Consider the following 20669-nt stretch of genomic DNA (forward strand, 5'->3'; position numbering starts at 1 on the left):
GGATGAATATTTAGTATGAGATTATTCTTATTTAGGAATAAAGTTAATAAGATTTTGAACTTTTTAAAATAATATTTTATTTTTCGCATATTGCTAAATCTTGATAATAAGTATTTATTAAGTATGTTATGTAACCAGTAATCTTTTGAGTGAAATAAGCTTATAAAGTATTGTTGCTAACCATCGCCCATAACGTTTTATTCTTTTACCTCCATAGCAGTAATCAAACACATAAGCATCTGCTAAATTATCTCTAGTCATAGATGGAGGATGGAGTATTTCCCAAATATCCTCTGTGCGCATATTTGCAAGCTGATTTTCATGGTTTGTATGAGTTGCATTAGCATTAAACCCAATATTTGCTACAAGATTTACCGCAGGTGCGATCGACAGTTCTTTTTGCATCCAACGAGCATAAAGCCACTGATAATCCCAAGTGTTTGGAATACCATTAACAACCCTATCAAATATATTCGTCCAATATAACTTTTCAGCCCAATTATCATAAATATAGTCAATTAGGTTGTTTTGTTTAGCCTCTGTCCAAGTTTTTATGTCGCGATCGTAGTGTTGCCAAGCTCTGCGCCAAGATGCCCATCCCCAAATTCCTCCATACTTGGAAAAAAAATAACTGTAATTAGTTGTTTGATTACGAAATTGAAAATTGTTGCCACTAATATGCATGATTCTTTCGTCATTTCTGTAGTATTCAAGTAAAGTTTGGCAAAAATAGAAAAAAGACTGCGTTGGCAGACAATCATCTTCCAATATAATTGCTTCTTCAACTTCTGAAAATACCCAATCTAGACCACTGGATACTCTTTGTTTACAGCCTAAATTTATTTCAGAAAAATTAGTTAATACTTCACAGTTCCAATCAACTTTTTCAATGATACTTCTTGCTTCGTTACAATTAGTTTCCTCTTCAGGATATCGAGCGCCATCAGCAACGATCAAAAGCTTATTCGGCTTAGCTTTACGAATTGATTCAAACACCTTAAATGTTGTGTCAGGGCGATTAAAGATTAGGAATGCTACAGGAGTTGTTAACTGAAAAATCATAATTAAAGTTTAAGCTTATTTAAAACCTTAGCTAAAAAACTAGGCTGGACAAAATATTCATTCTCGTTATCTCTTTGTAATGAAACACTAAAAGCATTATATGGTTTTACGAACTCAAAAAGACAACCATATGTTTTCTGGAAAAATCCATATTTAACAAATGCTATTTTTGAATCTTTGGCTTTAGGTAATTCTCTAGTTAACATATAATTGCTAATTACATTTACCAGATCTAGATGACTACTAGGTAGTATAAGCCCACCTAAATCTTCGTATATAGCTCTTCCCATTAGAATTGATGGTTTGCTTTGATAAACAGCTTCAATTCCAACTGTTGACCCAAAAGTGATTACAATATCACAAGCATTGATTAGTGAATAGGTGCTAATTGGAGAGCTTGGAGCAATAATTTCAATATTAGAAAATCTAGATGAAATATTTTTTAAGAACCTAGTTTGAGAGTTATCTGTTTTAGATAAATTTGGATGAACTCTAAGAAAAAATTTAATATTGTCAAAATCTTTAAACGTATTTAATATTTTGTGAATTCCATCATTTTGATCTTTATAAAATGGATTACTCCATCCTTCAATAGACATCATTTCATCTTCTGAAGAGTTGAAAATAGCTATATTGATATTCTGCGAATTTAGACTTTCGGGAATTAAGTCTTTTTTTTGTTGATCTGTAAAGGAAACCCAAGCTTGAGGATGATTATTAGATCTTTCTTCAAACCATTCATTTGCAATAGTTGATTTTTCAGATTCTGATAATGGTGAATTATGATAGGTCAATTCAATTTCTTGCTTCATGAAATTGAGATCGTGTGGATATATATTTGGTGTTAAACTATATCGATTCAAATCCCCAGCTCTCTCATGTACATATGTTGTAATTCCTAAAGACTGAGTGAGACGAAGTACTGGTCTAAGTGGAGCCATCCTACCGTTAAAAATAATTACTTCGTTAGGTCTATCTTTTTCTAATCGGTTCTTAAAAGAAAAGTGAACTATTGCCGCCGCAATTAAATTTTTTCTGATCAGATTTATGTATTCTGTGGGATCTAGATATGGCTCTCTTAAGTTACAAATTAAAGAGCCATAAACTGCCATACCAATATCTGAACCATTTATAGATATATTTTTAAGTTGTTCTAAGGATAATATATCGATAGATTGAAAACTCTGAATAACTTGCTTTTGTGCTTCTGTTACTTGATAAAAATTTTCGACTTTAACCTTATCTTTGCCAAGCCATTTCATGCCAGAATTTCGTCGAGATTTGCACACAGCACAAACACTGTATTTATGATTAGGGTTAACATCGCATGATGGCAAGTCTCCATCACAGAATAAAAAAGTTACACTATGCCCTTGATTTAAATATTTCTCGGCTAGTTCTAATTCAGTTTCAAAATGAAATGGGAAGATTGTATAAGGTGAATAGAAAAGAATTTTTTTCTTCATTATTTATTGAGCCATGGTTTGAAATTCTTTATTTCTCGAAATTAGTTCATTATAAGTTCCGACATCTGCAACGATGCCACTTTTCATTAAATAGAGCCGATCGCAGTTTTTTACAGTACTTAATCGATGAGCAATCATAATCATCGTTTTATGTTTACTCATTACTTCCAAAGCCTGCATAAACTCTCGCTCAGTTGTATTGTCTAAGGCGGCGGTCGCCTCGTCCATGATGATTACTTCTGGATTATGATATAGCGCTCTCGCAATACCGATGCGCTGACGTTGTCCACCCGATAGTCGAATGCCACGCTCACCAACTAGGGTATCTAGCTGATCTGGCAAGCTATACACCAACTCTTCTAACTGAGCAGCTTTGATAGCGGCGCATACTTGTTCTTCTTCTATTTCATTAGCGGCTAAACCAAAGGCGATATTATTGCGAATAGTATCGTCAGACAAATAGATGCTTTGAGGAATATACCCAATTTGTTGTTGCCAACTTGCAAGATTAGTCAGAATATTTTTATCGTCAACTAAGATTTCACCTTGATTGGGCGTTAGCAATCCTAAAAGAACATCAATAAGCGTAGTTTTACCTGAACCTGATGCTCCAACAAAGGCGATCGCCTCTCCTTTTTTGATTGATATGGATATACCCGATAGTGAGGGCTTAGGGGCATTGGGATATTGGTAGTGAATATCTTTGAGTTCGATCAAATTTTGCAAATTCAAGACTGGAACATTATCCGATAAGACAGCTTGAGGGATTGTTTCTAGGTCAGTCAGATCTTGATAGATGAGATCGACTGCGTGGCGAGAATAGCGGATATTGGTGACAGTGGAGACAATGCGTTTAGCAGAGGGCATGAGCCGCAAAGCGGAGATCGCAAACAATGAAAGCATTGGCAAAATCGACTGGATTTCCCTCCCCTGAATCAAACTAAAAATTACAATCAATAACACTGCTGTAATCAATACTGTATCAATAAATAAGTTGGGTAACTGGTTTGCAAGTCCCACAAATAAACTTGCTTTACTAAAAGCCTCTGTACTTCTTTGAAATGCATCCAGAAAAAATAGCTCTCTACCTAACACCTTAGTTTCTTTGATACCGCCAAGCCCTTGATTAACCCATTGGATCATTCGTCCACCCTGTTCTTGACGAATCAATCCTTGTCCACTCATTTGTTTGCGAATCGTTCTATTTAACCCAAATATCGATATCCCCAAAAATATTGCTGCGATCGCTGACGACAATGGCTCAGCGATCGCCAGTAATATTCCAATACAAATCATCACCATTATCTCAGTAACCAAAGTCAGCATTGGTATAAGTACACCCGCGAAAATTTGTGGCACTTCAGAAGTAACATTGCGAACCAAATCGGCGGAATTACGTTGTAGATGAAATGTATATGAGCTATTTAAGTATGACCGCAACAGACGACTTGATAAAGAAACTTGTTTTCTATATAAAAAATAATATTGCCAGTAGGTCAAGATCGATAGATAAGCATTTTTAATTAAGTAAATAGCTAATAGGGCAATACTTACCCACAACAAAAATATTTGATGAGATGTTGCACCCGATTGGATATATAGCCAATTTAAAGTCTTTTGCTGCTCAATTATTTCAGGATTGCCTAATAAAGACACAAATGCAGGAATCAAACCAACTCCAAGCGTCTCCAATCCTGCTCCCATGAGCATGAGTAAAAAAATTATACCTATTTGGATTTTTTCGCGATCGCTAAATAAATAAAAGAGCTTTTTTACTAATTTGCCCATATTCTAAGCCAGTATTTCCCAACTCATAGGAGTCCCTTTCTTTACATCTTGTCTGACAACTTTTCCTAATAAAACATCATAGTATTTCGGAGCTAATCCTAATCCTGGGCGAATTGTTCTAAGATTTTCTGGTTTTAGAATGTCACCCTTTTTCATGTCTTGGGCAATATATAGCGATCGCCGATACATGAGTGATTTTTTCTCAGCTTCAGTAACACCGTAACTAATCTTACCTAGTGCTTGCCACGCTCTTTTCGTTTCTATTACTAATTGTCGCATTTCTTCTGGCTCCATCGAAAAAGCTGAATCTACGCCTCCATCAGCTCGACTTAGCGTAAAGTGCTTCTCAATGACCGTAGCACTCAGTGCAATGCTGGCTACAGCCACACCGATCCCCATCGTGTGATCTGATAGTCCCACTTGAGCATCAAACAAATCACGCAAATGCGGGATCGTCAAGATGTTCGTATTCTCTGGAGTAGTGGGATAGGTGCTGGTACATTTGAGCAAAATAAGCTCTTCACAGCCTGATTCTCTTGCGGTTCTGACTGTCTCATCTAGCTCTGCAACAGTCGCCATACCCGTAGAAATAATCATTGGTTTACCAGTCTTAGCAACTTTGCGGATGAGTGGGATATCAGTATTTTCAAATGATGCAATTTTATAGCAAGGCACATCTAATGTTTCTAAAAAATCGACAGCCGTGTCATCAAAAGGAGTACTAAAACCGATGATGCCTAGCTCTTTACAGCGGTCAAATATTGGTTTGTGCCATTCCCAAGGTGTATATGCTTGTTGATAGAGATTATAGAGAGAATTACCTTCCCAAAGGCTTTGAGGATCGCTAATAAAGAATTCTCCCTCACTAATATCGAGGGTCATTGTATCGGCTGTATAAGTCTGGATTTTGAGGGCATCTACTCCAGCTTCAGCAGCAGCATCAACAATTTTTAGAGCTTTTTCTAATGATTGGTTGTGATTGCCAGACATTTCGGCGACGATAAATGGAGATTGCTTTTCACCAATTTTTTTGTCTGAAATGTTAATTCCTTTCATACATTTATCTTGAGGACTTTCTCGATCATCCATTAGTTTCTGCTGTTGATTTGCGAAAAATATAAAGTCTGTTCTGCCCAAAACTACCAAATGGATAGCCACATCCTTGGGCTGAAAGGTTCATAGTAACCTCTGCTGCTTTGACAATTGCTGGCTCGTCGTAGTGATCCTTGGTTGGATCAGCAGCAGTAAGTATAACGTATAGCATCAGATCGTGAAGGCTACCAAAGTCATCTATTTGCAAAAGGTCTAACCCTCTACTACTACAGTAAGGGAGTATGATTTCTTCATCGAAAAATAGGTTGAATGATGGAGGATTCCTCTTTGACAGACCAACAGCCGCACGAGCATCATTCTGATTTCTGTAGGTCTGTTGACTATTTTCTAACATTAGAAAAACTCCTCCTTGCTTTAAAGCCTTACAACAGTTATCAATAGCCTTTTTTTGCAGATCAATATCTGTAAGGTTGATAATGCAGCGATCTGTCGTGACGATGTCAAATTCAGCATTGTATGGCAATGTAAGAACGTCTGCAACTTCAAAACCAATCATTTTTTGTTGTTCTTGGCTAAGCTTCTGCGCATTGAGAATAGCATTCTCAATCATCTCTTTTGAGTAATCTACCCCAACGACAGTTATATTGGGAATGTTCTCGATAAAAGCAATTCCGTTGTAGCCATTGCCACAGCCAACATCAAGAATTTTTGACCCAGGAACTAAATGTTTCATGAGGGCAAAAATTTCAAGCTGTTTGATAGTCATGCTCTTTGTGGTGGCTCTCAAAGAAGTGCCAAATTCTTTTGCCCAGCTATCCCAGTGTTTCTTAACCTGCCCATAATTCATTGTCATTGTATTTTCCTAATTTCGCGTTCTCTCTATAGTGAGTTTGCAACTCGATATGCTTTAATAATCAGCTTTGTTATTCTACATATAATGTTTTACTATTTACCCCAGCCATTTTTTTGCAAATATATTGCATACAGTAAATTCGGGCTAAGCTATCATATCAGCAATTTTTGAGACAACGCGCATTACGCCCTCTCCATCTACGATCTGCTGTCCTTGCTGGCTCATTTTTTTTTGGTTGAGGCGATCGCACATCAACTTCTGCAATGCAAAACTAATCCATTCGATAGACAAATCTTGATGCCATCCTAGATTTGTAATTACTCCTTGTCGATCAAGCTCGGCTATACTCTCCTTCTGATTATCCGCCACTGTAATCACGAGACTAGGCAATCCCATAAATGCTAATTCCCAATTAGTTGAGCCACCCGCAGCGATCGCTATGTCTGCCCAAGCCATCAACTCAGGCATATTACTAACATTCCGTTGCAAAGTAATTCGTGTTCTGGATTTTGCAACTTCAGTCTGTAATTTCTCATAGTGTGGGTTGCTGCCACCGACAACAACAATAACTTCTAAATTACCACTGTTTACTTGTTGTAAAGCTTGAATGACTTTAAGGGTGATATTGTCAGGATCACTACCACCTAGGGTAACCAATATTTTAGAGGCGATCGGATTTATTACTCTTTGCCAATTTTTCCAAGACAAGAATTCTTTTCTAAGTAGAACGTACTGCGTACCTAATAATAATTGAGTATATGGTTCTCGACTTTGATATAAGTCTATCTTAGCTGAAATATTTTGATTTAAGATTAGATCAGCGTAGTAGTGATCGGCATGACCATTATCATCAAAAAATAATAAGCTAACATCAAAATTCTTAATAGCTTTTTGATAAGCTGCTCCAAAATGATATCCATCTAAAATTATCCATTGAGTAGAAAATTGCTGACACAAATCTAAGGTTTGCTGAGCATCTTCATCACTACCAGCTTCTCCTGACAAATATACAACTTCCATTCCTTCAAATCTTAATCTCGCTTCTAAAGATGGAGATTTATTTGCTAGCATAAATATAGCTTGACCTCCTAGAACTCGCCATGTCTGTGATAATGCTAAGCAACGCATGACATGTCCTGTGCCAATCTGCGCAGAAGCATCAGCTCTAACTATGATATTCATGTCCTTAGATTTCATGGATATCCTCTCCCTATCGTTATATATTTTGCATCACCGTTATATTCTAGATAGTTATTAGCTGTAAACAGTTGAGGCAGATTTACTTTTGTATCTTCGACTGATTGAGGTTGCTGCATACTCCAGCCATTAAATTCCCATTTATTAGTCTCAATTTGATTCCAAAATTTGGGATTGCGATGTTGATCAATCATAAATTGTAGCGATCTCGGTGTCATTCCTAACCATTCACAAAATTGATTGATATAGGTAAGAGGGGCTAATTCATGCTTACGAACAAGAGCCAATCCCTCTTCACGAGAGAGCCTCCCAAATCGAATCTCACGGCAAGCATGATCAGTGACTTTGGAATAGCCGTGTTTGTATAGCTTCAATAAATCGTGAAGATCCATATAATTGAAGCAGTCAACGTAATCATAACAGTCAAAAGTTCGATTAAAGGATGCGGTTTTGTAGTCGTATTCATTCATCATTTGTTCATGTTGAGCCTTAGAATCCCATCGCACGTAATTACCTAGATATATTCCGTGTACACCGACTGTATGTAAATCGCGATCGCTAGGATAGCGGTATTGCCAGATATCTTCCTCTTTTAGAATATCGAAGATTGATAGCAAATCATCGGCTTCGTGCCCCATTAAGTCATGATCTTTACGATAGCGGCGAGTCATTTCGACTTCATGTGTATGAGAGAACATCCCAACCTGCTCTAGCCCCTGATGAGCGCCCCAAATGATTAGAGGGATTTGATAACGAACTGCGGTCTGTACAGGAAAAACAGATTGTCCTGCCAAGATTGGCCAATAGATACTGCCAAAACGGCGTAAAGTCGTGCGTGTTATCTTTTTAACAGAAATAGGATTAACGTTTTGGTAAAGAATATCGCAATTAAATTTTATACGCAGATTTGCTAGATTACGGATACCTAATGGTGTATTGAAATATTTATTGTAGGTAACTAAAAGCGGATTCAGTCCTAATTGCTCTTTCACTAAGTAGACAATGTAGTAAGAGTCTTGAGAACCGCTTACAGGAACGATGCAGTCATAATTTTGTCCATTCAGGTTTCGATATGGCTGGATCTGATGTTCTAATAATTCCCATCGCGCATTCCAATCAAGGTAATCTTTCTCTTCATGAATGCGGCATCCAGAACAAATACCATCCGCATCCAAAATTAATCCTAAAGGATGAGCAGTTGAGTAAAGGCATCGCTGACAAAAGTAAATTTCTGGATGAAGTTCAGGCATGAGTTAATAGGGAATGGTTTGAGTCATAAACTGGATTACGAAGTTGTGCAGACGAGATCGCTTGCTTGTATTTCTGAGCAGCCTGTTCTTTGTAATTTAAAAAGTTTCCCACAGCGATCGCGACAACATTAGGTTGAAGTAGTAGGTTTCTCATTTGAGTAGGATCGCTCAAACCACCAAAGGCGATAATGGGAACATCCTGCAAGGGGAAATTTGTAACTAGATTTGACTCAAAACCATTGGCTTGTCCCTCATGAGAAAAATCGGAAATGAATACCTCTGAGACCACACCCAAACTAATAATTGATAGAACTTGATTTGAGATCACCGATTTAGTTTGGGTACGATAATCAAACCACTCAATTCTTCCCTCTTGCCAAGCTAGGGGAAGAGAAGCAATTATCGCCTGCGCTCCTAATCTCTCTGAAAGTTGTTGCACTGCTTGGAGATCGTCATGTAATAGAGCATCAACAACGAGGCGATCGGCTCCATACTTAATCACCTTAATGCCATCAGCGACATTCCGAATCCCACCAGCATAGATTAAGGGAGTTGCTAAGCCCAGTTTCCCAATGCTTTCTAATAGACGAAAATCAGGTTCACTATTGCGGCGAGAGCGATCGATAACTTGTACTAAAATTTCGTCTGCACCCCAGCGATCCAAATTTTCAATTAAACATTCGGGCTTACCCAAAGGTAAATAGTGCTGATATCCAAAGGATTGCACAGCCCAACCATCCTTAACCGTGACAACTCCTATCAATCTCTTTTTTAGCATCAACCAACCCCACAATTAAATTTTTAAGTAGTTCTCGACCAGCAACCTGACTCTTTTCTGGATGAAATTGTAAGCCCACTATACTACCATTGCGGATCACCGATGCGATCGCCTGAGAATGTTGAGACATAGCTATTTGATATTTATCCACACCTTGATAGGTAAATGAGTGATTAAAATAAAACACCTCGTTATCACTAGCCTGAAGTAATACATCCTGTTGAATGCATTTAATCGTATTCCAGCCAATATGCCATTGTGATTCAGGTAGTGGAACGACTTCGCCTGCAATCAGATCTAACCCCAACGTATATTGATATTCATACGAAGCAGTTGTTAAGAGTTGCATACCGAGACAGATCCCAATAATTGGGCGTTGTTTCTCAGCTTGCTGTTGCAAATAACTTTCTAGTCCGCGATCGTGAAGTGCTTGCATTGCTGACGGAAAAGCGCCAACCCCAGGCAGAATTAATACATCTGTACTATCTAAAGCTTGGGGATCAGCACTAACTCGAACTTTAAACCCCAAGTTTTTGAGGCTATGCATCACTGATGCATGATTACCCATACCATAATCCACTATTCCTATGGTCACAGCACTCATAAACCAACTCCAACCTTAAATTTGCGAAGGATCGCTCCATTTGGTTCCACCGAAAATAGGTGTAGATTTACTGAAGCATAAACTTGATCCCAAAATTCATTTACTGATATATCGATGTATGTACAGAAACTCTCTATGTATTCGTCACTACAAGCATTATCGTACTTCTCTACCACAGAGATTCCTTGTTCACGAGTCATTCTTCCAAGGCGAATTTCCTCATTGACATAATCCGTCACACGTCCAAAACCAAATTTATAGTATTTAATCATCTGATTAAGCGTCACCCAGTCTTCATCAAGTGAAGTTACTCCATGAAGATCACCTGTATTTTGCACAGTATCTTCACGTATTTCCAGTCCATTGGCACAGGAATAAGCTGCATTATTTACAAGCGACCAGTCACCCAAAAACCATCCCAAATAGACAATCTGTATCTTGGATACATCAAACTCTTTGGGACTAGGATATATATAGGGCAAAAGTTCTTGATAAGTAAAATCTGCATCTAACATCCAAGCTAAACCACCACCAGAGAGGGTATTCATATAACGTAAGTTATTACCGTCATAACCATAACGACCTAAAGTCTTTAAATCACCTAACTGTAATCCGGGATTTTCTCCCCAGAGGATCAAGGGGATATTGTAGCGAATGGCTATTTGGGGAACAGAAGAAAACAAGGCGAGTTCTGTAGAACGCGCCCAATTTGTAAATTTATCAAAGCTAACTCTCATCAAACGTCGCCAAGTTTCAGGCGCAGGTGCAGATAAAACTACATCAAAACCTAGATCAATGAGGTTAGAAATATTATCAACACCTCTCTGGGTGACTTGTGGCGGCGGATAGCTAAGACAAACTAAAAGAGGAGTCAAACCCAATTTGTCGCGCACGTATAAAGCTTGTCTCGTACTATCTTTACCGCCGCTAACGCCAATAATACAATCAAAATACTGACCAGATTGACGGGGAAACTGCTTTAATAAATCGTCTAAGATTTCATATCGTTCTTGCCAATCGACATCCTTGAGTTGTCGAAAATAATGGCAAGCAGGACAAATTCCTGTCTCAGTAAACTGGGAATTTGGTCTTGTATTTGGTTGTAAGCAGGACTTACAGTATTTCATTGCAATTGCCGAGTAAATGGATAGAATACGTAGGATGATGCGGCGCTCATTTGTATTTAAAACATTAAGCTGATAATTATTACTTCCAATTTATAAGCCATACAGCTTTTTTGTAGTGTTCTTTATTCCACTGCTTTACTTGTTAATGTTAATCGAGCATAAGTATATGGGGAATAACGCATAGAGATAGATAAAGAATCTGTTAATTGATCACTTAGTTGAATAGAACTATACGGAGCACCAAAAAGATCTGTACTAAAAGTGAGCATAAGGATTAATCTTTCTCCATCCTCCAAAGCTTTCCCTTTGTGAAAGGCTCTAGTATCAGCAGCAATAATAGTTCCTTTTTTACCGACTATTTCATCTATATTGTTCTTGCCATAAAAGTCTTCAATTTCTTGATCTGAGAATCGACCATCTCTAAGTAAGCTAGGAGGTTTAGAACGATGAGAATTTCTAACAAAACAATGCGGTCCGTTATGTGTAGTAACTTCAGTAAGATAGACAAAAATGTTAATAAATTTAATAGCATCTCCATCCCAATGATATAGCTGAGCCGAGGATGAATCTGAGGCTCCTTTCAATAAATCTGTACTCCACCACATACTGATATTTCTGAGCACAGCTCTACAACCAAAATATTCTTGCACCATCGATATTACTGAAAAATCTGCAATCAGGTTCTGAATATCTAGATTTTTCGCTAATTCTTGTTCATCAATACGATAAGTTACAGACTTAGGATTATGACGATCATATATTAGGTATTCCTTTGTTGATAGTTCAGGGTAATAAGGAGATAATTTGCATAGGGAAACTTCAGCAAATGAAACTAAGCGATCGCTAATTTCCGAATTCAACTTTGTATCAAAGATATGATATCCATTCTTTTTAATTTCTCCAACAACATTTTGGAGATCTTTTAATTTAATAAGCTCTAAATTTTCTACTTGATTAGGTAATAAATATTTAGGGAAAAAAAGTCCGTAAAAAGAAGCCCAGAACTCGTTAAAACTACCATTTGTAATCCAGTATAATTGTCTAGAGCTGTAATAGGCTTCTGAGGTAGTTACGCCAGTATCGCAATAACACTCATATCCCTCAATAAAAATGATCATGGTGTCATAAAATTGATTATGAGCCGACCTGATTTTTTGCTCACATGCCCAAGCCCATAGAACCGAAGAGAAATCGCGTCTGAACACACTATATCTCAACTTTTCTTTTTCAGATTCATCAATTAGCTGCTGTTCAATATCCTGTAATTCGAGAACTAAACTTAAAAATTTTTCTGATGGTGTATCAATTATAAATTTATTTCTAAATAAGTATTTATAATGTCTATATCTAGCGAGCTTACAAAAAAATCTATCGGCTTTAGAAAAGATCTTTTTTAATTTCAATGAAACCCTATTTTCAAATAAGATATCTAGCATTGTTTTTCAGACTATTAAACTAAAAAGTAGAGATAAATGCAAAATGCAATCTATTTCTTAACTGTAAATATAACGCAAATACGAGATGGTTTGTCAACAAGTCCTTCAGATGTATGTGATCTTTTACTTGGAGCATCATGGGAAAAATAAACATGATCAACATAACCATCGAACAAATCAATAATCTCTTTTACCGAATTACATTCTTGATGTCCATTCTCAACTATTTCATATCCACAAAGTTTTTTTATATCTTCACTTGTCATATTTGAATATTCAACAGCAACCCCAAATACAGCTCCACTTTTAGCGATCCTAATAGATTCTTGAACCCACTTCTTTGGATCTTTACTATAACCTAAAGTATATCCACTAATAATTACATCAAACTCATTATCTGCATATTGTGTTTGATGCATATCACCTACATCAATTAGTGGAGAATAACTCATGAGATCTAGTCCACGAATATTTTTATTTGGGAATCCATGTCCTACCAGACTTAGCAAATCCCCTTCATTTCTAGGTCCAATAACAAGAATTTTTGAATTATGATCAAGAAATTCGAGCACTGAAATGGGCTTAATGATTAAATCCATTCTACTGTACATATCAAAGTTCTTTAGTGACTTAAGATTATGCTTATTGGTATTATTAAATGCATCTTCTGACGAAACTATCTGCCATCTCTTCTTTATTTCATAGAAGTAGAATAAACGTATTCTTCCAACAAACTTTCTAATAGAAGGGATTACTAGTGTTTGAGAATAAAAAGATATTAATCGCTGCTTCAATCGCAAAAATTTTAAAAGCATACTATTAAGAGGGTTAGTGGTTTAAAATATCTACTAGTTTGATGATTTTAGGTTGGGGTAGGATGCAGGCATCTCCCCAAGGAGGAATTGAGCAGACAACTCTCTTACCAGCCGCTAGTGATACAACCATAGCATAGGTTTGACAACCAACTACTATATCTGACCATGCAATAGACTCAGCTAAAGTTAGAGAAGTATCTAAAGATATATCTAAATTTTTTTGCAAATCTATCCATTGATTATATTTACCAATTGGATCGGAAGGATGGGGACGAAGTTTAATTGATAGATGGCTTTCAAGTTGTAAAAAATCCATGTTTTGGATAAAAAAGTCTAATGCTTGAAATTCTCCTAACTGTCCACTATTACCCCAAGAGTGACGTATTGGTTCAAGGACATAAAGTAATCTTGTTGTCTCAGATTTTGTAACAGAGATCTCTTGCAAACGTACTTCTGCAACGATGCTATCCAGATATAGATTTGGTAACTGCCTAACTTGTATGTTTGGAAAGTAATTTTCTGCAAGTTTCTTAGCGTATTCATCGGTTACCCATATTTCGTCTGGTAGTATTTCTTCATTGTTACGAATGAAGCGATCGCGGTAGTTTGTCCAATGATCGATAACTGCAACGGACTTTATTCCTGAATTCTGGGCTAATTTTCTAGCGTCAAATTCTAGACTAGATTGCCAACCTGTACCACTGATTAATAATTTAGCATCTGATAATGAATCTAAATTGGGGCTGGGTTTTGAGTCAGGAAATGCCTTTAACCAGAGAGAACGCGCGGGGCCAGCAACACAGGCATGAATTTGCTCAACCTGATCATTAGGTAAATTTTTTAACCAAGCAATAATATGGTTCGCGGCTCCAGCATCATGGGCAGCGATCGCAAGGGGAAACTCTAACGATTCAAGCATTGGAAAATTTGGCGAAATGTAAGATATCTACTGGATTACTGTCAACTAGTTCATGATCGGCTCTGATTCCATCTGGTTTCATACCAGAACTAAGCATAATATTAACCATAGCTGTGTTGCATCTCAAGGTTCCTCCTGTTACTTTTCTAAGTTGGATTTGATCGAAAAGACTCTCCATTAAAGTTATCCATGCATCTTGACCAATACCTTTACCCCAATATTGGCGATCGCCAATCATAATCCCCATATCGGCGGTTTGATGAACTTTGGAGATATATGCGGTCATCGTTCCAATAAATTTTGCATCTTGATAAATTGCTACAAAAATATTATCGGAATTCTCAAATGATTTTAAATAAGCCCTACAGGTTTCTTGATTGTGCTGGCGAAATCTCTGATTACTATACCTGACAACATCAGGATCATTCAGCCAGTTAATATATTCAGAGGTAAGATTGTCATCGACAAACTGCTGTAGTATCACTAGTTTTCCTGACAAAGGAAAATAAATACGGCTACTTGATTGATTAAACAATGGATTAGACATGGGAGCGTAAAGCCTCCATTGAATCCCACACTTTGCTAAATGCTTTGATAATCAAGTCTATATCTTTATCTGTCAGGTCATAAACACACATACCAATACTAAGATAGGACATATCATTTAGTTCTTCAGCGACAGGGCAAATGCCCCGACTGTAGTTTACCTCTCGGTGACAAATTTCTGAAGTCCAAGGAAAGCCCTTGGAGCCATAAGCAATCTTTTTTTGATACATCGGCAATAGATGCAAGTTCTGGTAGTGGTTCCCAACTGGTACACCTTCTGCTTGAAGCGCAGCCCAAATTTTGTCTCGGCTCACTCCAAGTAAATTTACGTCCAAAATGAGGGGATACACATAATAGACGTGGGTGCAGTCTGGTTGGATTACAGGAATCCTTAGTCCAGATAGGTTTCTTAATCCTGCACTTAGTCGATTAGCAAGGCGTTGACGAGAAGCAACTAGTCCTTGTAATTTCTTTAATTGCTCAATTCCGATCGCACATTCAATCTCACCTAAACGGAAGTTGTAACCAATCATATTAGTAAGATCGGTAACACCCTTATCTTCGACAACAGCCTCAGCATGGTTACGAATAAGTCGCATTCGTTCGGCAAGTTCATCGTCATCCGTAACTAAGATGCCACCTTCGCCTGTGTGAATATGCTTGTGATAGTTGAGGCTATAACCACCAATATGAGCTAAAGTGCCTGCATACTTACCTTTGTACATAGCAGCAGGAGATTGGGCAGTGTCGGAAATAACTTTAAGTCCATATTTGGCTGCGATCGCCATTAGAACATCCATATTTGCCGAATGCCCGAAAATATCCACTACCATAATCGCTTTGGTGTAAGGAGTGATATTGGCTTCCACGGATTTTGGATCTAAATTAAAAGTCTCTGGCTCAATATCTGCAAACACAGGTATGGCGTTCCAATGCAGAATTGCTGTCGCACTAGCACACATTGTCCAAGGACTAACAATCACCTCATCCCCCGGCTCAATAGCGATCGCACCAACCGCCGCGATTAAACCTGAAGTCCATGAATTAACTGTAATCGCATTTCTGACCCCAAAATAAGACTCACAGGCTCGTTCAAATTCCTGAACCTTAACGCCACCATAAAAGTCTTCGTGCCAAGTTCCCAAAAACTGAGATAAAACGCCGCTTTCAATCACTTGTTTAGCAGCTTCTACTTCTTCTACGCCAATCGGGTTATAGCGTTTAAAGGCAGTTGAGATCGTTTTAGTTCCCCCAAGCAAGGCAAGTTTTTCGGTGTTGGCTGATGTCATAGTTTTATGGTTCTACTGAATGGGAATGGCTTGCTTAATTTGTTCACACAGATATTGGGTAAGTAGGGCTGATTCACCTGTGCTAGCTAGGCTATCTCCTTGTGCGATCGCCCGATAAATATTATCAACGGCTTGCGACATGGCATGGGGATAATTGCCTTGACATCTAACACTATCAGCAAGTACTTGATAACCTTTAAAAGTGTCACTATCGGTAACCTGACGACTACGCCAAAACATCCCACCATCTTCCATCACTAATACCCCTGTTGAGAATATAAATTGCAGCTCAAAGATCGCATAATCTTGAGCATTTGCAGCCACAATATGAACTGGACATCCATCTTTAGTTTCTAACCACATTGGTACAGTTGGATCATGCTCAAAAAAATCTTGAATTGGCTTGCCGACTTTGACAATATGTATTGTACCCAGCAAAAAATTCAGTAGATCTAATAGGTGAGAACCATTGTTTAACAGTCCCTTGTTATAAACACCAATCACTGACCTTAGCTGCCCAAAACGTCCATTCTTGATATCAGTTTGTAATTGAGAAACGTCTTGATCCCAACGACGGGTATAGTTTATAGCCATCTGAATATAAGTTTTTTGACATTCTAGAACAAGTCTTTCTGTTTCCAAAGCAGATGTTGTAACGGGCTTTTCGCAAAAAATCAACTTGGGTTTCAGACTTATGGATATATCAAGATCATGAGCATGGCAGGTGGTAGGAGAACAAATACTGATTACATCAAACTCATGACTGCAATTCAATACTTCATCAATTGCCCGAAACCCTACAGGAATAGACCAAAATCCCATGAACTCTTCACGAACTAAATCATTTGGTTCTACACAGGCTGTAATCTGATAGCGCTGATCCTGAGTATAGGCTCCAGCATGAGTAAAAGGTAAATCCGCACTGGGACGATTCATGTCAAATCTACCCGCAATATTGCCACACCCAACAATCAGAACATTTAGAGGAATTAAATTCATTTACAGTTCAACCTAAAAATTGATGACTCAGTAAAGTCTTAGTTCTTTTCAAACAACCACCATGTTATGTCATCAAACCCAGCAGAATCATAGATATGTCCCCATAGAAATCCATAGTCAACTAAGCTCACACTAAAATTTTCAATAAATAGTTTTCCAAAATCACGTTTAAACAATTTATCTTTCTCTCCCTGATATTCAATTGAAATCGGTGTTCGATTAAAATATTCACCCATCAAAATATATTTGGATGAATACCAAAACATTTTTTCCATATGTGTAAGTAGTTGATCTGGGTTAATATGAATTAGAACCCCCATCGTAAAGACTAAATCAAAAGAGTTAGAGTCAAACGATGAATCTAAAATTGCGCCATTAAAAGCATGGTTAATTTCATGTCGGGAGATCACAAAGTTAAATGCAGGTTCACTAATTTCAATAATTGAAGGTTGCGCATTAGGTAAAATCTGCTTGATTTGTTCAATATTTCGACCAATATTGCAACCACATTCTAAAAACGTGTTTATCTCCCCGTGAATGTTCGCAAGTATCTTTGCCCATACTTTAGCTCCTAGATTGTGATCAAACTCATGATTTTTTTTGATGTAGTCTTCAGCATATGTCATTGCCCAAAACTCTTCTTGTCCACTATTGAATGGCATAAGCTTACTGTCCCTACTAATTATTTTAGGATTTCCTATTTATGATCATAGGCGCAATCATCTCAGCCCGTATCCAATCTTCTTCATTATCAATATCCTGTACAGACCATCTTGGTATCAGTACGGGTACAGAATGACGATCAAAAACGCGTTTGTTCTCTAGCCAAGCCGATGGTTGTCCCCAATAAAATTGTCCTGCATCATGCAAAGCTCTAGGTAAATCTTGAGAACGAGTTGAAAAATGCTCTGGGAAGAACATCTCGATACCGCCATCAGGATGTTCGCTGAATGCCCGAAAGATCGGTGCAGCAAAATCTGTTGCCGAAAAAGCGTATGCCCAGTTACCAGACTCTAATGTTTGCCAAGCTTGTCTAAGAGCTTCTACTTGGATAAAAGGAGCTGTTGCATAAATACAACAAACAGCAGAAATTTGCCAACCTTGATCGATAAACCATTGGGTGGCATGGGCAATCACCTCGGTTGTACCTGTGTAATCATTGGCAAGCTCTGCGGGGCGTATGAACGGAACTTCTGCACCATATTGTGTGGCGATTTCAGTAATTTCATCGTCATCAGTAGAAACGATAATTTTATCAAATAGTTCAGAAGCGATCGCCTTCTCAATTGACCACGCAATCATAGGCTTTCCAAAAAATATCTTAATATTTTTTCTCGGAATACGTTTGCTTCCTCCTCGTGCAGGAATCACAGCAATTTTCATAAAATTTCCCCTGAATATGTCCATAAAAGCTCAGCACTATTATTCTCAGGTGTTGCATGTATTCAGAACGATCAAGAGTTAATAAGCAAAAAATTTAGACTAAAACTCCTACTAGTTAAGGGATGAAAATCCATAACTGTTTACAACCATGCTGAACATAGACAACACCAACGAGATCGCCAGTCGAGTCAAAAGCTACAAGCTTGGTTTAACCAAATCGTTTCCTCCTCTGTGAGCAAAGGCGATAATTTCTGTACAACAGATGCATAGTAACTTTCTAGCCATGAGATTTGTTGAGGGTTGAGCTTGCTGCGATCGATCAGTTTCTTGTCAAAGGGAATATAGGTCAAGGATTCAAACTCGTACCAAGGAGTTTTATTGGGATTTGACTTCTGAGGACTGTCTGATTCCTGCTCGAATTCTTTTACAAAATAGAGATTTTCCAAGCGAATACCACCCCACTGAGGTTCATAGTAGCCTGGTTCGATGCTATTGATTGTACCCAGATCGAGAGATTGATTAACGCGCTTACTAATACCATTTGGGCCCTCATGGACATTGAGAAATACACCTACGCCGTGACCAGTACCATGTCCAAAATCTAGGCAACTTTGCCACATTGAAGAACGGGCAATACCATCGATTTGGCTACCTGTCGTGCCTTTGGGGAATTTTTGCATTGCGCAATTAATATGCGATTTTAGAACTTCCGTATAGCGATCGCATTGCTCATCTGTAGGCTTACCAATGCTAATGGCACGAGTATCATCGGTAGTCCCGCCGTAAAATTGTGAACCAGAATCTAACAGCAGCAATTCGCCATGAAGAAGTTTGCAATCAGGATTAGGATTACTGTAGTGGACAATCGAGCCATTCGCACCTGTGCCTGCAATCGTGGGGAAGCTGAGATCGTAGAAACCCTCTTGCTGTTTATATAAACCTTCAATTTTATTAGCAACATCACGTTCACTGATGGTATTGCCAACACCAATCTGTTCTTCTATCCATTTGAGAGTAAGAGTTTTGGCGAGGCTAGCCTTGAGGTTAGCTTGTTGCATTTGGGCGATTTCTACAGCATTTTTGTGTGCTTTGAAAGTCTCGATTGGGTGTTCAGCACCAACTATTTTCGCTTTGACATCTTTAAGTTGTAGATATGTGCCATAGGTGGTTTGAGCGATCGCAACCAGTACATTCTTCTGTTCAGCAACTAGCGATCGCAAAGTGGGAATGTATTGCTCGTAATCGAGAATTTGCACCTGTACAGCCAAAGCCTGACGCACTGGTTCATCAATGCGCGATGTATTTGTAAAGAGATATGCATCAGTTGTAGTGACGATCGCATAGCTAATAAATACAGGATTGCACTCAACATCGCGACCGCGCAAATTGTAAAGCCATGCAATCTGATCGAGCTTAGTCACAGGTAAAATTGCGGCTTTCTTTTTGTCCATTACTTCACGGACGCGCTCTAATTTTTTGGCTAAACTCTCTCCAGTAACTGAGTCAGGAAGTGTAATTACGGGTTGATCACCAAAAGGTGGAATAGGTTCGCTTTCTATCCAAGGACTTTGCGATCGCACAGCATCTACTAAGTTTTCGACAATCGGAACTATCTCTACTCCAGCATTGCCCAAGCTTTCTGAGAAACGCCGATATTGAGCGACAGTAATCGTAAAGGGGTCAAGACCTAATCTTAAGGTTTGCAATTGTTTTGTTGCTCTTTGACCAAGTTCCTCAAGCACTTCTTCTACGGTTTGATGTGCTTCTAGACCAACTTTGCAGACCTTTTGGAGATTCGCATCTACTTGCATATCCGCTTGCTCGTAATAGCGTGAGTCCACAAATACCCAAGCCTTATCAGTGCTGATTAAAAAATCACCTGCAGAGCCAGTAAAGCCACTAATCCATTGACGACGTTGTTTGGCTTCGGGCAAATATTCGTTGAGATGCTCATCAGCTGAAGGGACAAAATAGGCATCTAACTTATGTTTGGCGAGTTGCGATCGCAGAGCGGCAAATTTCTGAGCAGTTCCTTGTAATTCAATAAATGGGGTTTCTGCGGGTAAAGTCTGCAATAAAACCATGAAGTTTTGGAGAATATAAT

Annotated in this window: 19 protein-coding genes; all 19 read right to left on the reverse strand. The window is 38.2% G+C overall.

What is annotated here, in order from left to right; all coding sequences use genetic code 11:
* Nucleotides 1-126: 126 nt before the first annotated feature.
* On the reverse strand, nucleotides 127-1062 hold the full coding sequence (locus PseudUWO311_RS01940; RefSeq protein WP_142653418.1) for a glycosyltransferase family 2 protein: 936 nt from the start codon (nucleotides 1060-1062) through the stop codon (nucleotides 127-129).
* 2 nt (nucleotides 1063-1064) lie between these two features.
* Nucleotides 1065-2528 (reverse strand): hypothetical protein, encoded by a 1464-nt coding sequence (locus tag PseudUWO311_RS01945; RefSeq protein ID WP_142653419.1) that lies wholly within the window; start codon nucleotides 2526-2528, stop codon nucleotides 1065-1067.
* Nucleotides 2529-2531: 3 nt separating this feature from the next.
* Entirely contained in the window at nucleotides 2532-4316 is a 1785-nt protein-coding gene (locus PseudUWO311_RS01950) for an ABC transporter ATP-binding protein (RefSeq protein ID WP_142653420.1), read from the reverse strand.
* 3 nt (nucleotides 4317-4319) lie between these two features.
* On the reverse strand, nucleotides 4320-5372 hold the full coding sequence (gene pseI, locus PseudUWO311_RS01955) for a pseudaminic acid synthase (RefSeq protein ID WP_142653671.1): 1053 nt from the start codon (nucleotides 5370-5372) through the stop codon (nucleotides 4320-4322).
* A 25-nt stretch (nucleotides 5373-5397) separates the two neighbouring features.
* Nucleotides 5398-6222 carry a class I SAM-dependent methyltransferase gene (locus PseudUWO311_RS01960; protein ID WP_142653421.1) on the reverse strand — a complete coding sequence of 275 codons (825 nt, stop codon included), beginning with the start codon at nucleotides 6220-6222 and terminating at the stop codon, nucleotides 5398-5400.
* A gap of 144 nt (nucleotides 6223-6366) precedes the next feature.
* Complete coding sequence (gene pseG, locus PseudUWO311_RS01965; RefSeq protein WP_223807410.1) at nucleotides 6367-7419, reverse strand: UDP-2,4-diacetamido-2,4,6-trideoxy-beta-L-altropyranose hydrolase; 1053 nt, start codon at nucleotides 7417-7419, stop codon at nucleotides 6367-6369.
* The gene (locus PseudUWO311_RS01970; RefSeq protein ID WP_223807411.1) at nucleotides 7416-8669 is read right to left on the reverse strand and encodes an N-acetyl sugar amidotransferase; all 1254 of its coding nucleotides are present in this window, start codon (nucleotides 8667-8669) and stop codon (nucleotides 7416-7418) included. Before PseudUWO311_RS01970 ends, pseG begins: the two co-directional genes overlap by 4 nt.
* Nucleotides 8662-9447 (reverse strand): HisA/HisF-related TIM barrel protein, encoded by a 786-nt coding sequence (locus PseudUWO311_RS01975; protein ID WP_142653422.1) that lies wholly within the window; start codon nucleotides 9445-9447, stop codon nucleotides 8662-8664. The genes PseudUWO311_RS01970 and PseudUWO311_RS01975 overlap by 8 nt, the downstream gene beginning before the upstream one ends.
* A complete protein-coding gene (gene hisH, locus PseudUWO311_RS01980) occupies nucleotides 9410-10051 on the reverse strand; it encodes an imidazole glycerol phosphate synthase subunit HisH (protein WP_142653423.1) in 642 nt (213 codons plus the stop codon). The genes PseudUWO311_RS01975 and hisH overlap by 38 nt, the downstream gene beginning before the upstream one ends.
* A complete protein-coding gene (locus PseudUWO311_RS01985) occupies nucleotides 10048-11178 on the reverse strand; it encodes an N-acetyl sugar amidotransferase (RefSeq protein WP_142653424.1) in 1131 nt (376 codons plus the stop codon). The genes hisH and PseudUWO311_RS01985 overlap by 4 nt, the downstream gene beginning before the upstream one ends.
* 122 nt (nucleotides 11179-11300) lie before the next feature.
* Nucleotides 11301-12614, reverse strand: a complete 1314-nt coding sequence (locus PseudUWO311_RS01990; protein ID WP_142653425.1) for a phytanoyl-CoA dioxygenase family protein — start codon at nucleotides 12612-12614, stop codon at nucleotides 11301-11303.
* Nucleotides 12615-12664: 50 nt separating this feature from the next.
* Entirely contained in the window at nucleotides 12665-13213 is a 549-nt protein-coding gene (locus PseudUWO311_RS01995; protein ID WP_190303361.1) for a class I SAM-dependent methyltransferase, read from the reverse strand.
* 229 nt (nucleotides 13214-13442) lie between these two features.
* Nucleotides 13443-14348, reverse strand: a complete 906-nt coding sequence (locus PseudUWO311_RS02000) for a hypothetical protein (protein ID WP_142653427.1) — start codon at nucleotides 14346-14348, stop codon at nucleotides 13443-13445.
* Complete coding sequence (locus PseudUWO311_RS02005) at nucleotides 14341-14895, reverse strand: GNAT family N-acetyltransferase (RefSeq protein ID WP_142653428.1); 555 nt, start codon at nucleotides 14893-14895, stop codon at nucleotides 14341-14343. Before PseudUWO311_RS02005 ends, PseudUWO311_RS02000 begins: the two co-directional genes overlap by 8 nt.
* Complete coding sequence (locus PseudUWO311_RS02010) at nucleotides 14888-16183, reverse strand: DegT/DnrJ/EryC1/StrS family aminotransferase (RefSeq protein WP_142653429.1); 1296 nt, start codon at nucleotides 16181-16183, stop codon at nucleotides 14888-14890. Before PseudUWO311_RS02010 ends, PseudUWO311_RS02005 begins: the two co-directional genes overlap by 8 nt.
* Nucleotides 16184-16195: 12 nt before the next feature.
* A complete protein-coding gene (locus tag PseudUWO311_RS02015) occupies nucleotides 16196-17182 on the reverse strand; it encodes a Gfo/Idh/MocA family protein (RefSeq protein WP_142653430.1) in 987 nt (328 codons plus the stop codon).
* A 38-nt stretch (nucleotides 17183-17220) separates the two neighbouring features.
* On the reverse strand, nucleotides 17221-17844 hold the full coding sequence (locus PseudUWO311_RS02020) for a pseudaminic acid biosynthesis-associated methylase (RefSeq protein ID WP_142653431.1): 624 nt from the start codon (nucleotides 17842-17844) through the stop codon (nucleotides 17221-17223).
* A 25-nt stretch (nucleotides 17845-17869) separates the two neighbouring features.
* Nucleotides 17870-18565, reverse strand: a complete 696-nt coding sequence (gene pseF, locus PseudUWO311_RS02025; RefSeq protein WP_142653432.1) for a pseudaminic acid cytidylyltransferase — start codon at nucleotides 18563-18565, stop codon at nucleotides 17870-17872.
* 188 nt (nucleotides 18566-18753) lie between these two features.
* On the reverse strand, nucleotides 18754-20649 hold the full coding sequence (locus PseudUWO311_RS02030; protein ID WP_142653433.1) for an aminopeptidase P family N-terminal domain-containing protein: 1896 nt from the start codon (nucleotides 20647-20649) through the stop codon (nucleotides 18754-18756).
* Nucleotides 20650-20669 lie beyond the last annotated feature (20 nt).

Source organism: Pseudanabaena sp. UWO311, from assembly GCF_006937785.1.
Lineage (GTDB): Bacteria > Cyanobacteriota > Cyanobacteriia > Pseudanabaenales > Pseudanabaenaceae > Pseudanabaena.